The organism is Nocardioides sp. NPDC057772 (assembly GCF_042798075.1).
Classification (GTDB): Bacteria; Actinomycetota; Actinomycetes; order Propionibacteriales; family Nocardioidaceae; genus Nocardioides.
In genome coordinates this window covers 12137-27249 of record NZ_JBHVKN010000052.1, presented here as the reverse complement: position 1 = coordinate 27249, position 15113 = coordinate 12137, and the positions used below count along the sequence as shown (strand labels likewise).

The following is a 15113-nucleotide window of genomic DNA, read 5'->3' as shown; positions in this document are numbered from 1 at the left end:
GATCGGTCGGGGCAGGCCCGTTTCACATGCCCAGAAGGCTCACAGGCCCAGCAGTCGGCGCGCCTCACCGACGGTCACGACGGAGCCGGTGACCAGCACCTGGCCTCCGGCCGTGCAGGCGGTCTCGGTCGCCTCGGTGAGCGCGTCGGCGAGGTCGTCGACCTCCACGACCCGAGCGGCACCCAGCACCTTCCGCGCCGCGGCGGCGACGTCCTGGGCGGAGAGCGATCTCGGGCTGCTGTTGCGGGTGCAGACCATCGTGGTCACCACGGGCTCGAGCTCGGCGAGCATGCCGGCGAGGTCCTTGTCGCCCAGCGCGGCGACCACGGCGACGGTCGGGCGCGGGCCCAGCTCTGGGAGCGCGGCAGCCAGGGCCCGGGTGCCGTCGGGGTTGTGGGCGGCGTCGAGGACCACGGCAGGGGTGCCGGGCAGCACCTCCAGGCGGCCGGGTGACCGGACCGAACCCAGTGCTCGTCGCAGCGCGTCCAGCGGGATCGTCTCCTCGAGAAGTGCCTCGACGCTCGCGATCGCGAGCACGGCGTTGTGGGCCTGGTGGCGTCCGTGCAGACCGAGTGGGACCTCGGGATAGCGGCCCGCGAGACCGTCGACGGAGATGGTCTGCCCGTCGTCGGAGCCGCGCCGGTCCCTCAGGCCGAAGTCACGCCCCTCGACCATGAGCCTGGCGAGATGCGCGTCGGCATGAGTCCGGAGGAGCTGTTCGACCTCGGGCGTCTGACGCGCGGTCACCGCCAGCGCACCGGGCTTGATGATCCCGGCCTTCTCAGCGGCGATGTCGAGCCTGGTCGGGCCCAGCTGGTCGACGTGGTCGAGCCCGATGGGGAGGATCGCGGCGACGGGGGCGTCGATGACGTTGGTCGCGTCCCACATGCCGCCCATGCCGACCTCGACCGCGGCGACGTCGATGGCGGCGGTCGAGAACGCCTGGTAGGCCATGGCGACCGTCATCTCGAAGAACGACAGCGGCGTGGGACTCTCGCGGTCGACGGCCTGGGCTGCGGGCAGGACGTCCTGGTAGGCGCGGACGAAACCCTCGTGCGAGATCGGCCGGCCGCCGATGCTGATCCGCTCCCGGATGTCGGTGAGATGGGGGCTGGTGAACCTGCCGACCGTCGAGCCGAGCTCGAGCAGGATCGCCTCCACCATCCGCGCGGTGCTGGTCTTGCCGTTCGTTCCGGTGATGTGGACCGACCGGTAGCCGCGCTGCGGCTGCCCGAGCCCGTCCATCACCGCCCGGATGCGCTCCAGGGACGGAGCGACCCTCGTCTCCGGCCAGCGGGCGAGGAGCCGGCGATCCACGTCTGCCACATCGAGGTCGAGAGCTGTGTCCGTCAAAGCGGGTCACCTCCGAGGCGGGCCAGCAGGTCACGGCGCCAGGCCTCGGTCTCGGCGACCTGGTTGAACGTGAACAGGTGCAGGCCGGCGACCGCGGCCTCCGCGCCGTCAAGCCCGGGCGCGGCGCGGGTGAGGAACCGCTCCGGCGAGTAGCCGCCGGGTGCGGCGATGCGGGCGAACATTCCCTTGTTCTTGGCGAGGAACCGCGTCGATTCCCCCACCCCGATCTTGGTCGCCATGGAGAGGAGCTTGGTGCGCTCGACCGGGCCGGGCAGTCCGACGAGGATCGGTGTGGTGACGCCACGGGCGCGCACGCGGCGTACCCAGTCGGTGAGGGCTCGGTCGTCGAAGGTGAGGTTGCTGACGATCTCGGTGGCGTGGTGGCGCTTGTCCCACATCGCCTGCACCAGCCGGTCGTGGATGATCGTCGGGTGGTCCTCCGGGTAGCCGGCCACGCCGACGTGGCGGAACGGGTCGCCGAGGTCGACGAGGGCCTCGAGGAGCTCCAGCGCTCCGGGGAACGCACCCGGCTTCTCCGCGTCGCCGGCGGGCACGAAGACCTTCTCGATGCCGGCCGCCTTCAGCCGACCGGTGATGTCGGCCAGCTCGGCGCGGCTCGAGACCATGCGCGCGGCGAGGTGGGGCACGACGTCGTACCCGTGGCCGGCGAGCCGGATCGACAGGTCGACGGTTCGCTCCAGACCCTTGGCCGGGGAGGCGGTCACGGTGATCGTCCGCCCGGCCGGGAGGGAGGCGGTGACGACCCCCTCGATGGCATCGGTGGGCAGGACCTCGTAGCGCGCGCTGAGCAGCAGGCGACGTACGACGGCGGCGGCCGTGCGGCGGCTCACCGCTCCCCCGCTCGGGCGCCGACCAACCCGGTGGCGACCGTGGAGGCCCGCAGGCGAGCAGCCACTCTGGAGGCGGCCGCGGCGCCGGAGACCGAGTGGACGCGTACGCCCCAGGCTCCCCCGGCCGCGGCGACCGCGGCGACGGCGTCCGACGCCTCGTCCCGATCGGCAGGCACGTCCGGGTCACGTCGTCCGTACGCGGCGGCCTCGGCGAGGAACCGCTTGCGGGACGCCCCGACGAGCACGGGGAAGCCGAGCTCGTGCAGCCTCGGCAGGGCCGCGAGCAGCTCCCAGGACTGGGCGGCGTTCTTCGCGAACCCCAGACCGGGGTCGAGGACGATGCGCTCCGCGCGTACGCCGGCGGCGAGGGCCGACTCGACCCGGCCGCGGAGCTCGGCGCAGACGTCGTCGACGACCGAGTCGTAGAAGCAGAAGTCGTCCATCCGGGTGGAGTGCGCCCGCCAGTGCATGAGTACGCAGGTGACGTCCGCCTCCGCGAGGAACGGCAGCATCTCGGGGTCGGCGAGCCCACCGGAGACATCGTTGACGATGACCGCTCCGGCCGTGACCGCCTGCTGGGCGACCGAGGCCCGCATGGTGTCGACCGAGACCGGGAACCCGCCGCGGACCAGGGCCTCGACCACCGGGATCACGCGGGCGAGCTCCTCGGCCTCGCTGACCCGCTGGGCACCGGGCCGGGTGGACTCGCCGCCGACGTCGAGGAAGTCGGCGCCGTCCCGCATGAGCTCCAGGCCCCGGCGTACGGCCGCGTCGACGTCGAGGAACCGGCCGCCGTCGGAGAAGGAGTCGGGAGTGACGTTGATGATGCCCATCACCTGGCACCGCTGAGCGGTGTCGGTGGGCAGCTGCACCGCCGTCATGTCAGTGCCCCGACGATCGCCTCCCTGGCAGCCAGCTGCTGTTCGGCGATCTCGACGATGTTGGTCAGCAGCATCGCGCGGGTCATCGGGCCGACCCCGCCGGTGGCGCCGGTCATCTTGCCGGCGACGACGTCGACGTTCGGGTCGACGTCGCCCAGGATGCCCTCGATGGTGCGGGTGATGCCGACGGAGAGGACGGTGGCACCGGGACTGACCCAGTCGGGCTTGACCAGGTGGGCGACGCCGGCCGCGGCGACGATGACGTCCGAGGCCCGCGTATGGGCGGCGACGTCACGGGTCTCGATGTTGCACAGGGTCACGGTGGCGTGCTCGGTCGGGCGAGTGAGCATGAGCCCGAGGGGCCGACCGACGGTCAGGCCGCAGCCGATCACGCAGAACCGCTGGCCGGTGATCGGCACGTCGTGCTGCCGCAGCAGCTCGATGATCCCGCGCGGCGTGCACGGCAGCGGCGCCGGCGTGCCGAGCACCAGCTTGCCGAGGTTCGTCGGGTGGAGCCCGTCGGCGTCCTTGTCCGGGTCGATGAGCTCCAGGACCCGGTGGGTGTCGACGTGCGGCGGCAGCGGCAGCTGGACGATGAAGCCGGTGCAGCTCGGATCCTCGTTGAGCTGCTGCACCGCAGCCTCGATCTCCGCCTGTGTCGCGCTCGCGGGGAGCTCGATCCGGATCGAGGCGATGCCCACCTCGGCACAGTCGCGGTGCTTGCCGGCGACGTAGGAGTGGGAGCCGGGGTCGTCACCGACGAGGATGGTGCCGAGACCGGGGTCGATCCCGGCCTCGTGCAGCATCTTCACCCGCACGGCGAGCCCGGCCTTCAGCTCGGCAGCGACCCGCTTGCCGTCGATCCTTGCTGCGGTGGTCATGGCTTCTCCTTCTCCCGAACCCGTCAGCACTCGATGACGTTGACGGCGAGGCCTCCGCGGGAGGTCTCCTTGTACTTGATCTTCATGTCGGCCCCGGTCTCGCGCATGGTCTTGATCGCGGCGTCGAGGGAGACCCGGTGACTGCCGTCGCCGCGGGCTGCGATGCGGGCGGCGTTGATGGCCTTGTTGCTGGCGATGGCGTTGCGCTCGATGCACGGGATCTGCACCAGGCCACCAACGGGGTCGCAGGTGAGGCCGAGGTTGTGCTCGATGCCGATCTCGGCAGCGTTCTCGACCTGCTCCGGGGTGCCGCCCAGCACCTCGCACAGCGCCCCGGCTGCCATCGCGCAGGCCGAGCCGACCTCGCCCTGGCAGCCGACCTCGGCCCCGGAGATCGACGCGTTGATCTTGAACAGGATCCCGATCGCGGCGGCGGCGAGGAGGAACCTCACGATGCCATCCTCGTCCGCGCTGGGCACGAACTTCTCGTAGTAGTGGAGCACCGCTGGGACGATGCCCGCGGCGCCGTTGGTCGGGGCGGTCACGATCCGGCCGCCCGAGGCGTTCTCCTCGTTGACCGCCAGGGCGAAGAGGTTGACCCAGTCCATCGCCCGGAGCGGGTCGGTCTCGTCCGTGGAGGCGTGCAGGTGGGCGTACAGGCCGGGAGCGCGCCGCGGGACCTTCAGCCCGCCGGGCAGGGTGGGCTCGACCCGGGTGCAGCCGTTGTGCACGCACTCCTGCATGACCGACCAGATGTGCAGCAGCTCGCCGCGCACCTCCTCCTCCGTACGCCACGCCAGCTCGTTGGCCATCATGACGTCGCTGATCCGCTTGCCCGACTCGGCACAGACCGCGAGCAGCTCCGCCCCGGTGGTGAACGGGTACGGGATCGGGGTCGAGTCCTCGACGATCCGGTCGGCACCGGCCGCGTCCTCGTCGACGACGAACCCGCCGCCGACCGAGTAGTAGGTGCTCTCCTGGAGCACCTCGCTGCTGTCACCGAACGCCCGGAAGATCATCCCGTTCGGGTGTGCGGGCAGCGTCCGGGTGCGGTGCATCACGACGTCGTCGGCGTCGAACTCGATGTCGCGCGCCCCGGAGAGCCGCAACCGGCGGGTGGCTCGGACCTCGGCCACCCGGGCGTCCGCGTTGTCGGTGTCGACGGTCTCGGGACGGTTGCCCTCGAGGCCGAGGATGACCGCCTTGTCGGAGCCGTGGCCGTGTCCGGTGGCGCCGAGAGAACCGAACAGCTCCACCTGGACCCGGGCGACGGCGTCGAGCAGCGACCCCGCCTTCAGGGCATCGGTGAACTGCACCGCCGCGCGCATCGGGCCGACCGTGTGGGACGAGGACGGCCCGATGCCGACGGAGAACATGTCGAAGACGCTGAGTGCCATCAGCCGGATCCCAGAACTTTGAACTCGGCCATGGCGTCGACCAACCAGCGGCCCAGGTAGTCGGCGTACGAGGCCCGCGGCAGGATCCGGTAGGAGTCCGCCTCGACCTTCCACAGGATCACCGGGACACGACCGATGTTGGTGACGACCGCCCTGCCCGGCGCGAAGACCCGCGGGTGGAGGTCGAGCGGGCAGCCCTTCTCCAGGACCGCCCGCGCGGACGGGCCCTCGAGCCGGAGGGTGGTGCGGTTGGCCGACAGGTCGACGACCGCGGCGGCACCACCTTCCGAGACCCCTGCGCGCAGGTAGGACACCAGGGTGGAACCCGCCACGCTCTGCGAGATGACCAGGAACTCGTCGGGCGAGAGCCACAGCACGACCACGTCGTGACCCGTGGCGACCTCGCCGCACCGGGCGGGGAGCTCGGCACCGACGATCTTGGCCAGGCGTGCCCGGTCGGGCGACCCGACCGCGACCCGCAGGCCCACCATGGTGAGGAACTGCTCCTCGCGCAGCCGCACCCCGAAGGCGCCGGTGACACCGGCGTCGACGAAGGCGCCGTGGAGGTGCTGGGCCGGGCTGACGCGCAGCCCTCCGATCAACTTGTCGAGCGGCTCGATCGTGGTCTCAACCATCGCGGCGGCTTCCTTCCGGGTCGTAGAGGACGGTTTCAGCGACGACGACGTCGACCAGTCGGTCACCGACCGGAGCGACGAGGGTCTGGCCGATGCGGTTGCGGCCATCCTTGATGAGCGCCAGGGCGAACGAGCGCCCGAGCGCGGCACTGTGGTAGCTCGAGGTCACGTGCCCGAGCATCGGCACCGGACCGTCGGCAGGAGTGATCGGCGTACCGGACTCGACCAGCTGGGTGCCCTCGGGCAGCCGGAAGGACTTGTCGACGGGGAGCACCGAGACGAGGTGCTTGCGGTCGGTGCGGGAGGTGTCGGCCCGGCTGTAGGACCGCTTGCCGACGAAGTCCTTCGCCTTGGAGACGATCCACTCCATGCCGGCGTCCTGCGGGGTGACCGTGCCGTCGGTGTCCTGGCCGACGATCGGGTAGCCCTTCTCGGCGCGGAGCACGTGCATGGTCTCGGTGCCGTACGGCGTGATCGACCATTCCTGGCCGGCGGTGTGGATGTCCTCCCACACCTGCGGACCGAACCAGGTCTCGACGTTGACCTCGAAGGCCAGCTCGCCGGAGAAGGAGATCCGGCACACCCGGGCCGGGATGCCCGAGGCGAGGGTCGTCTCCCGGAAGGTCATGAACGGGAACGCCTCGTTGCTGACATCGAGGTCGGGGGCGATCTTGGCGATCACCTCGCGCGACTTCGGGCCGACGACGGCGACGGTGGCCCACTGCTCGGTGACCGAGGTGAAGCTGACGTCCAGGGTCGGCCACTCGGTCTGGTGCCACTCCTCGAGCCAGTCGAGGACCTTGGCGGCGCCACCGGTGGTCGTCGTCATGAAGTAGCGGCCCTCGTCGATACGGAGCGTGACACCGTCGTCGAACATCATCCCGTCGGGCGTGCACATGACGCCGTAGCGGGCGGAGCCGGGGGCGAGCTTCTTGAAGGCGTTGGTGTAGATCCGGTTGAGGAACTCACCGGCATCGCTCCCCCACACCTCGATCTTGCCGAGGGTGGTCGCGTCCATCATGCCCACGGACTCACGGACCGCGGCACATTCGCGGAGCACGGCCTCGTCGAGCGACTCGCCGTCCTGCGGGTAGTACCAGGGCCGCAGCCACTGCCCCACGATCTCCATCTCGGCGCCGTGCGCGACGTGCCAGGGATGGATCGAAGTGAGCCGGGCCGGGTCGAACAGGTCACCCCGCTCACGACCGGCGAGCGCGACGAACGGGACCGGAGCGTACGGCGCGCGGTACGTCGTGGTGCCGATCTCACCGGGGCTGCGACCGTCGTTGAGGGCGGCCGCGATGACCCCGATGGCGTTGACCCCGGAGGTCTTGCCCTGGTCGTTGGCGGTGCTGATGGAGGTGTAGCGCTTGACGTGCTCCACGCTGCGCATGCCCGCGCCGGTCGCCCGCAGCACGTCGTGCACCGTCTGGTCGCGCTGGAAGTCGACGAAGTGGTCGACCAGATCGTCGAGCGGGACGCCGGCCTCGGCCACGAGCCACAGGGCGCGGGTGGTGCCGTCGCCGGTCGCCGCGGGAAGCGGCTCTGTCGGAGCCTCGGCCGAGTCGATGAAGCCGGTGGCGAGCAGCGCGGTCGCAGCTGCGTACCGACCCTCGGCGAGGCACGCGTCGAGGGTGTAGCTGCCGCGGGCCGATCCGACGATCTGCTGGTCGGCGACCTGGCCGTCTGGGATGAACCCGGCCAGATCCTCGTCCCAGCGGACCTTGCCCTGGCGCTGGCTGTGCAGGTGGACCACAGGGCTCCAGCCACCGGCGACGGCGACCACGTCGCAGGCGATCTCTCGCCGCTCGCCGACCGCGGCGCCGTCGGCGTCGATCGGCGACACCGTCGCGGCGGTGACCCGCGGGTCACCGGCGGTGTCGAGGACGGCCGAGCCTAGGACGACCTCGATGCCGGCCTCCTCGGCGCGGCGCGCGGCTTCGGACCGCTCGGTGCGGGCGTCGACGACGGCCGCCACGGCGATCCCGGCGTCGGTCAGATCGGCGGCGACCTCGTAGGCGCTGTCGTTGGTCGTCGCGAGCAGGATGTTGGAGCCGGCTGCGACGCCGTAGCGGTTCAGGTAGGTGCGGACCGCGGAGGCGAGCATGACACCGGGGCGGTCGTTGTTGGCGAACACCAGCGGACGCTCGTGGGCGCCGGTCGCGATGATCACCTGCTGGGCCCGGATGTGCCACAGGCGCTGACGCGACAGCCCGTCGAGCGCCGCCTTGGCGGCCGCGTCGAGGTGGTCCAGCCGGCTCTCGAGCGCGATCACGTAGTTGGCGTCGTAGCTGCCGAAGGCGTTGGTCCGGGTGAGCACCGTGACCTCGGGAGCTGCGGCGAGCTCCTCGGCGACGTCGCGCAGCCAGGTGTCGCTGTCGACGCCGTCCACGCTGAGGCCGCGGCTCGAGAGGAGCGACCCGCCGAGCTCGGGCTGGTCGTCGATCAGGATCACGCGGGCGCCGGACGCGGCGGCGGTGCGGGCCGCGATGAGCCCGGTGGGGCCGGCGCCGATGACGAGCACGTCGGTGTGGACGTACAACTTGTCGTAGATCGCGGTGTCGTCGGCGGGGTCGAGCTCGCCGAGCCCGCTGAGGTAGTCGGCCTGCAGCCCGTCGACGAGCTCGACGGCGGTGGCGGGCAGCATCGACTCGGCGACGGCGTCGCCGGGGCGACGCAGCCGGACCAGCGCGTTGGACTCCTCCACCCCGGCGGCGAGCACGCCGCGGGGACGCTGCAGATACAGCGAAGGACCGCACTCGAGCACACCGTTGGCGATCAGTGCCGAGGCGAGGGTGTCACCGGCGTGGCCGGCGTACTCCTGGCCGTCGACATGGAAGGTGAGACGGGTGGATCGGTCGATGCGGCCGCCGTCTGGGAGGCGGTGCGACGTCGTGCTCACTGCGGGTCTCCATCCAGGGTGGGGCGTGGTTCGCCGTTCCGGTAGACGGCGGCGATGCGGTAGGTGACGGTGTCGCGGAGGACGTTGAACCATTTGCGGCAGCCGGCGCTGTGGACCCAGCGCTCGGCGAAGATGCCCTTGGTGTTCTCGCGGTAGAAGAGGTAGCGACCCCATTCCTCGTCGCTGAGGGCGTGCGGGTCCTCCGGGTACGGCACGTGGGCCTGACCGCCGTAGTGGAACTCGGTCTCGTCGCGGGGCCCGCAGTCGGGGCAGCTGATGAGGATCATCGTCGGCTCCTTTCAGTGGGCCACGGCGGCTGCGCCGTGCTCGTCGATGAGGGCACCGGTGCTGAATCGCTCGAGGGCGAACGGTGCGTTGTACTCGTGCGGCTCGTCGTGGGCGATCGTGTGCGCCATCGTCCAGCCGGCCCCGGGCGTGCCCTTGAAGCCGCCGGTGCCCCAGCCGCAGTTGACGTAGAGCTGGTCGATCGGCGTCTTGCCGACCACCGGGGAGGCGTCCGGCGTGACGTCGACGATGCCGCCCCAGGTCCGGAGCAGGTGCGCGCGGGCGAAGATCGGGAAGAGCTCGACGGCTGCCGCCATCTGCTCCTCGATCACGTGGAACCCGCCGCGCTGGCCGTAGCCGTTGTACGCGTCCACCCCCGCGCCCATGACGAGCTCGCCCTTGTGGGCCTGGGAGACGTAGACGTGGACGTGGTTCGACATCACCACGGTCGGGTGGACGGGCTGGTGGAGCTCGGAGACGAGCGCCTGGAGCGGGTGCGACTGGATCGGCAGGTCGAAGCCGGCCATCTCGGCGAGGACGCTGGAGTGCCCGGCCGCGCAGAGCGCGACCTTCCCGGCCGCGATCGTGCCGCGGCTGGTCTGCACGCCGACGACCCGGTTGCCCTCCTTGAGGATCCCGGTCACCTCGCAGTCCTGGATCAGGTCCACACCGAGCTCGTCGGCCTTGCGGGCGAACGCCCAGGCGACGTGGTCGTGCTTGGCGATGCCCGCCCGCGGCTGGTAGGTCGCTCCGAGGACCGGGTAGCGGATGTTGTCGCTGGTGTTGATGATCGGGCAGACCTCCTTCACCTGGTCGGCGTCGAGCCACTCGGCGTCGATCCCGTTGAGGCGGTTGGCCTCGCAGCGCCGCACCGAGTCGCGTACGTCCTGGAGCGTGTGGGCGAGGTTGAGCACGCCGCGCTGGCTGAACAGGAAGTCGTAGTCGAGCTCGTCGGGGAGCACCTCCCACTGCTTGAGGGAGTGCTCGTAGATCGCCGCGGATTCGTCCCACAGGTAGTTGGACCGGATGATCGTGGTGTTCCGGGCCATGTTCCCGCCGGCGAGCCAGCCCCGCTCGAGCACGGCGACGTTGGTGATGCCGTGGTTCTTCGCCAGGTAGTAGGCGGTCGCGAGGCCGTGGCCGCCACCGCCGATGATGACGACGTCGTAGGAGGACTTGGGCTCCGGGTTGCGCCAGAGGAAGTCGGGGTGCTCGGGCAGCAGGTCTGCCATCACTCGGCTCCGTTCGACTCGATGAGGTGGGGGTAGAGCGGGTGCTTCTCGGCGAGGTTCGTGACCCGGCTGCGCAGCGCGTCGGCCGTCTCCTCGGTGAAGTCGTCCTTCAGCGCGGCGGCGATGATGTCGGCGACCTCGGTGAAGTCGGCGTCGCCGAAGCCGCGGGTGGCGAGCGCGGGGGTGCCGATCCGCAGGCCGGAGGAGACCATCGGCGGACGCGGGTCGAACGGGACCGCGTTGCGGTTGACGGTGATGCCGATGCGGTGGAGACGGTCCTCGCCGTCCTGGCCGTTCAGCTCGGAGTCGCGCAGGTCGACCAGCACGAGGTGGACGTCCGTGCCGCCGCTGACCACGGAGACACCCGAGGCCGCGACGTCGTCGGCGAGCAGCCGCTCGGCGATGATGCGGGCGCCCCGCAGCGTACGCTCCTGGCGCTCGCGGAACTCCGGCTCCGCGGCGACCTTGAACGCGACCGCCTTGCCGGCGATGACGTGCTCGAGCGGCCCACCCTGCTGGCCGGGGAAGACCGAGGAGTTGATCTTCTTGGCGATGGCGGCGTCGTTGGTGAGGATGACGCCGCCGCGCGGGCCGCCGAGGGTCTTGTGGGTCGTCGAGGTGACGACGTCGGCGAAGGGCACCGGGTTCGGGTGCAGGCCGGTGGCGACCAGGCCGGCGAAGTGGGCCATGTCGACCATGAGGCGGGCGCCGACCAGGTCGGCGATCCGGCGGAACTCCGCGAAGTCGAGCTGACGGGGGTAGGCGGACCAGCCCGCGACGATCAGCTTGGGCCGGTGCTCGAGGGCGAGGCGCTCGACCTCGGCCATGTCGATCAGGAAGTCCTCGCGGCTGACCTCGTACGGCACGACCTGGTAGAGGCGGCCGGAGAAGTTGATCTTCATGCCGTGGGTGAGGTGGCCGCCATGGGCCAGCGAGAGGCCGAGGATGGTGTCGCCCGGCTCGAGCAGCGCGAACATCGCCGCGGCGTTGGCCTGGGCGCCGGAGTGCGGCTGCACGTTGGCGTACTCCGCGGAGAAGAGCGCCTTGAGACGGTCGATGGCGAGCTGCTCGATGACGTCGACGTGCTCGCAGCCGCCGTAGTAGCGACGGCCGGGGTAGCCCTCGGCGTACTTGTTGGTGAGAACCGAACCCTGGGCCTCCATGACGGCGGCGGGGGCGAAGTTCTCCGAGGCGATCATCTCCAGCGTCGTCTGCTGGCGGCTCAGCTCGGCGTCGATCTGCTCGCGGACCTCCGGATCGAGGTCCGCAAGCGAGGCAGTCAAGACGTCAACCACGGTGAGCTCCCAAACTTTTGAAGTACGATTGATATATCAGTTCCGGGTCACCAGTATGCTTGGTGGCGAAGACACCTGTCAACGGCCCAGATCAGACGGTTCGATCAAAGAAAGTGGTGACATGGAATGACCGACGTTCAGGCGCCCGTCCGGCCGGCGGTCGGCGCGCCGCCGACCTCACTGGCGTACGCCGCCTACGAGCGCATCCGGGACCGGCTGATCATGCTCGACATCAGGCCGGGCGAGCCGATCAACGACGGCCGGCTCGCCGACTCCCTCGGTTTCGGCCGCACGCCGGTACGCGAGGCGCTCAAGCGTCTGGAGACCGACCATCTGGTCGTCTCCTATCCGCGCCGAGGCACGTTCGCGACGCCGGTCGACGTCACCGAGCTGGGCGCGATCTCCGACCTGCGCCAGCAGCTCGAGCCCTTCGCGGCCCACCGGGCGGCAACGGCGGCGACCGAGCCGATGCGGGCCGAGCTGCGCGCCATGGCCGCGCGGGTGCGCGGCGTGGGCGCGTCGGGCGACGACCGGCCCACGCTGATGCGGCTCGACCTGTCGGTGCACCGGATGATCTACCGGGCCACGGGCAACAAGCACCTCGAGGACGTCCTGGTCCGCTACGACAACCTGGCCACGCGGATCTGGTGCCTGGTCGTCGACAAGCTCCCCGAGCTGGCGTCCCACATCGCCGAGCACGCCCAGCTCCTGGACGCCATCGCCGACGGCGACGCCGAGCGCGCCGAGCGGCTCACCCGCGAGCACGTCGACAGCTTCGCGACCGAGATCCGTCGCGTTCTCTGACAGCTTTCTCGCGAGACGCACGATCGGGCGCCGGCCATACGACCGACGCCCGATCCGGACCCCCACAGGTCAGCCGCGCAGGCGGCTCATCTCCGGGTCGAAGAGCGGCTCCGGGGTGACGGTCGCCGGGATCCGCTGACCGAAGTACTCGATCTCGACCTGATCCCCCTCACCGATCTCCGCCGGAAGGTAGGCGTAGGCGATCGGCTTGCCGATCGTGAAACCGTACGCCGCGCTGGTGACGTACCCGACCGCGGTCTCCCCCGACAGCACGGGCTCCTTGCCGAGCACCATGGACTTGCCGTCGTCGATGGTGAGACAACGGAGGCGACGGGACGAGGTCTCGACCGAGCGGCCCTCGAGCGCGGCCTTGCCGACGAAGTCCTCCTTCGCCGTCTTCACCGCGAAGCCGACGCCCGCCTCGTACGGGTCGTGCTCCGTGGTCATGTCGGCACCCCAGGACCGGTAGCCCTTCTCCAGCCGGAGCGCGCCGAACGCGGCCCGGCCGGCGGCGATGACGCCGTGCTCCTGGCCGGCCTCCCACAGCACGTCCCACAGCTTCTGGCCGTTCTCCGCGGAGGCGTAGATCTCCCAGCCGAGCTCGCCGACGTACGACAGCCGCAGAGCCGTGACGGGGATGCCGCCGATCGTGGCCCGCTTGCCGCGGAAGTACTTCAGACCGTCGTTGGTGAAGTCGTCGGCGCTGACCTTGGCGATCAGGTCCCGGGCCAGCGGACCCCACAGGCCGATGCAGCACGTGCCGCCGGTGGTGTCGCGGATCTCCGCGGTGAGGGCGGGGTTCTCAGCCCGCAGCTTGCGGGCCTCCCGGCGCAGGTACGCCAGGTCGACCGGGCCGTTGGCACCGACCTGGTAGAGCTCGTCCTCGAGGCGGGCGACGGTGATGTCGCTCTTGATCCCGCCCTGCTCGTCGAGGAACAGGGTGTAGGTCACCGCACCCGGCTTCTTGCTCACGTCACCGGTGGTGAGACGCTGCAGCAGCGTCTCGGCACCAGGGCCGGAGACCTCGAGGCGGCGCAGCGGCGTCATGTCGTACATGGCGACCGCGGTGCGCGTCTTCCACGCCTCGGCGGCCGCGATCGGCGAGTAGTAGCGGGCCGACCAGTCGTCGCGCGTCGGCGACTTCCACTCCTCCGGCAGCTCGTCGAGGAGGGATGCGTTGGCCTCGTACCAGTGCGGCCGCTCCCAGGTCCCGGCCTCGAGGAAGAACGCGCCGAGCTCGACCTGGCGGGCATGGAACGGGCTGACCCGGATGTTGCGCGGCGACTCCTTGGGCTGCAGCGGGTGCAGGATGTCGTAGATCTCGACGAAGTTCTGCTGCGAGGTCTCGCTGACGTACGCCGGGGCCAGCTGCGTCTCCTCGAACCGGTTGAGCTCGCAGTCGGCGAGGTCGTACTGCGACCGGCCGGTGGTCAGGACCTCGGCCACCGCCCGGGCGACGCCGGCGGAGTGGGTGACCCAGACGGCCTCGGCCACCCAGAAGCCGTCGAGGTCGCGGGACTCGCCGACGAGCGAGCCGCCGTCGGGCGTGAACGAGAAGATGCCGTTGAACGACGACTCCGCGATCTCCGCTTCCTGCAGGCACGGGAGCAGCTTGCGGCACTCGTCCCAGGGGCCTTCGAAGTCCTCGGGCGTGAAGTCGAGGCGCGACGGCATGTTCTCGTCGTCGACGTGCTCCGGGGTCGGGCCGAGGTCGGCGGCGACGTACGGCATCGGCTTGTGGGCGTAGGAGCCGATGCCGTAGACCTCGCCCCACTCGCGGAAGTAGAGGTCCTGGTCCTGGTGGCGCAGGATCGGCAGGGTCGCGCCGTCGGCGAGCTCGTGCTTGCCGGCGAGGGCCGGGACCGGGGTGGTCTTGACGAACTGGTGGGCCAGCGGGAGGAGCGGTACGTCGGTGCCCGCCATCTTCCCCACCTCGACGCCCCAGAAGCCGGCGCAGGAGACGACGATGTCCGCCTCGACCACACCGTTGGTGGTCTCCACGCCGGTGACGTGGCCGTTCTCCTGGAGGACTCCGGTCACCGCTGTGTGCTCGAGGTAGGTGACCCCGGCCGCCTGCGTACGCTCGATGAGCAGGTCGACGGCACGCGCCGCCCGGGCGAGGCCGTCGGTGGGGATGTGCAGGCCGGCGAGGACCTGCGACTCGTCGATGTGCGGGTAGAGGTCCTTGCACTCGGCCGGGCCGATGACCCGGGCGTCGATCCCCCACGACTTCGCGTAGCCGAGCTTGCGGTAGAGCTCCGCGACGCGGGCCTCGGTGGTCGCGACCTCGAGGCCACCGACCTGGTTGAAGCAGTTCAGGCCGTCCTTCTCCAGGCCCATGAACTTCTCGACGGTGTACTTGGCGAACAGGGTCATCGTCTTCGACGGGTTGATCTGGAAGACGAGACCGGGCGCGTGGGAGGTCGAGCCGCCGGGCAGGCTGAGCGGGCCCTGCTCGATGACCGTGATGTCGGACCACCCGCGGGACACGAGTTCGTCCGCGAGGTTCGTGCCGACGATGCCGGCGCCGATGATGACTGTGCGGGGCGAGGCGGTGCTGCGGGACGATGGCATGAGCTTCTCCGTGAGATTTCGGG

The 15113-nt window shown here is 70.6% G+C and carries 12 protein-coding genes; 1 reads left to right on the top strand and 11 read right to left on the bottom strand.

Annotated features, from left to right (window positions below; all coding sequences use genetic code 11):
* Window positions 1-39: 39 nt before the first annotated feature.
* Genes ACFVJS_RS11655 through glyA form a run of 10 tightly spaced genes read right to left on the bottom strand, consistent with a single transcriptional unit; the run spans window position 40 to window position 11712 of the window.
* Complete coding sequence (locus ACFVJS_RS11655) at window positions 40-1353, bottom strand: bifunctional folylpolyglutamate synthase/dihydrofolate synthase (RefSeq protein ID WP_378879769.1); 1314 nt, start codon at window positions 1351-1353, stop codon at window positions 40-42.
* Window positions 1350-2204 carry a methylenetetrahydrofolate reductase gene (locus tag ACFVJS_RS11650; protein ID WP_378879766.1) on the bottom strand — a complete coding sequence of 285 codons (855 nt, stop codon included), beginning with the start codon at window positions 2202-2204 and terminating at the stop codon, window positions 1350-1352. Before ACFVJS_RS11650 ends, ACFVJS_RS11655 begins: the two co-directional genes overlap by 4 nt.
* Entirely contained in the window at window positions 2201-3085 is an 885-nt protein-coding gene (gene folP / locus ACFVJS_RS11645) for a dihydropteroate synthase (protein ID WP_378879765.1), read from the bottom strand. The genes ACFVJS_RS11650 and folP overlap by 4 nt, the downstream gene beginning before the upstream one ends.
* A complete protein-coding gene (locus tag ACFVJS_RS11640) occupies window positions 3082-3966 on the bottom strand; it encodes a bifunctional methylenetetrahydrofolate dehydrogenase/methenyltetrahydrofolate cyclohydrolase (RefSeq protein ID WP_378879762.1) in 885 nt (294 codons plus the stop codon). Before ACFVJS_RS11640 ends, folP begins: the two co-directional genes overlap by 4 nt.
* Window positions 3967-3989: 23 nt before the next feature.
* Complete coding sequence (locus ACFVJS_RS11635; RefSeq protein WP_378879760.1) at window positions 3990-5363, bottom strand: L-serine ammonia-lyase; 1374 nt, start codon at window positions 5361-5363, stop codon at window positions 3990-3992.
* Entirely contained in the window at window positions 5363-5998 is a 636-nt protein-coding gene (locus ACFVJS_RS11630) for a sarcosine oxidase subunit gamma (protein WP_378879759.1), read from the bottom strand. The genes ACFVJS_RS11635 and ACFVJS_RS11630 overlap by 1 nt, the downstream gene beginning before the upstream one ends.
* Window positions 5991-8900, bottom strand: a complete 2910-nt coding sequence (locus ACFVJS_RS11625) for a sarcosine oxidase subunit alpha family protein (RefSeq protein WP_378879756.1) — start codon at window positions 8898-8900, stop codon at window positions 5991-5993. The genes ACFVJS_RS11630 and ACFVJS_RS11625 overlap by 8 nt, the downstream gene beginning before the upstream one ends.
* On the bottom strand, window positions 8897-9187 hold the full coding sequence (locus tag ACFVJS_RS11620; RefSeq protein WP_378879753.1) for a sarcosine oxidase subunit delta: 291 nt from the start codon (window positions 9185-9187) through the stop codon (window positions 8897-8899). The genes ACFVJS_RS11625 and ACFVJS_RS11620 overlap by 4 nt, the downstream gene beginning before the upstream one ends.
* Before the next feature lie 12 nt (window positions 9188-9199).
* A complete protein-coding gene (locus tag ACFVJS_RS11615) occupies window positions 9200-10417 on the bottom strand; it encodes a sarcosine oxidase subunit beta family protein (protein ID WP_378879751.1) in 1218 nt (405 codons plus the stop codon).
* Window positions 10417-11712, bottom strand: coding sequence for a serine hydroxymethyltransferase (glyA, locus tag ACFVJS_RS11610; protein ID WP_378879748.1), 1296 nt, complete (start codon window positions 11710-11712; stop codon window positions 10417-10419). Before glyA ends, ACFVJS_RS11615 begins: the two co-directional genes overlap by 1 nt.
* Before the next feature lie 126 nt (window positions 11713-11838).
* Between glyA and ACFVJS_RS11605 the strand changes: the two genes are divergently transcribed.
* Complete coding sequence (locus tag ACFVJS_RS11605) at window positions 11839-12516, top strand: GntR family transcriptional regulator (RefSeq protein ID WP_378879746.1); 678 nt, start codon at window positions 11839-11841, stop codon at window positions 12514-12516.
* 69 nt (window positions 12517-12585) lie between these two features.
* Here the strand turns inward: ACFVJS_RS11605 and ACFVJS_RS11600 are convergent, their stop codons facing one another.
* Window positions 12586-15090 (bottom strand): FAD-dependent oxidoreductase, encoded by a 2505-nt coding sequence (locus ACFVJS_RS11600; RefSeq protein ID WP_378879744.1) that lies wholly within the window; start codon window positions 15088-15090, stop codon window positions 12586-12588.
* Window positions 15091-15113 lie beyond the last annotated feature (23 nt).

Bases quoted from the DNA above. Each gene is read 5' to 3' on its own strand.
- folP (WP_378879765.1), bottom strand. From the start codon at position 3,085: ATGACGGCGGTGCAGCTGCCCACCGACACCGCTCAGCGGTGCCAGGTG.
- ACFVJS_RS11640 (WP_378879762.1), bottom strand. From the start codon at position 3,966: ATGACCACCGCAGCAAGGATCGACGGCAAGCGGGTCGCTGCCGAGCTG.
- ACFVJS_RS11635 (WP_378879760.1), bottom strand. From the start codon at position 5,363: ATGGCACTCAGCGTCTTCGACATGTTCTCCGTCGGCATCGGGCCGTCC.
- ACFVJS_RS11630 (WP_378879759.1), bottom strand. From the start codon at position 5,998: ATGGTTGAGACCACGATCGAGCCGCTCGACAAGTTGATCGGAGGGCTG.
- ACFVJS_RS11620 (WP_378879753.1), bottom strand. From the start codon at position 9,187: ATGATCCTCATCAGCTGCCCCGACTGCGGGCCCCGCGACGAGACCGAG.
- ACFVJS_RS11615 (WP_378879751.1), bottom strand. From the start codon at position 10,417: ATGGCAGACCTGCTGCCCGAGCACCCCGACTTCCTCTGGCGCAACCCG.
- ACFVJS_RS11605 (WP_378879746.1), top strand. From the start codon at position 11,839: ATGACCGACGTTCAGGCGCCCGTCCGGCCGGCGGTCGGCGCGCCGCCG.
- ACFVJS_RS11600 (WP_378879744.1), bottom strand. From the start codon at position 15,090: ATGCCATCGTCCCGCAGCACCGCCTCGCCCCGCACAGTCATCATCGGC.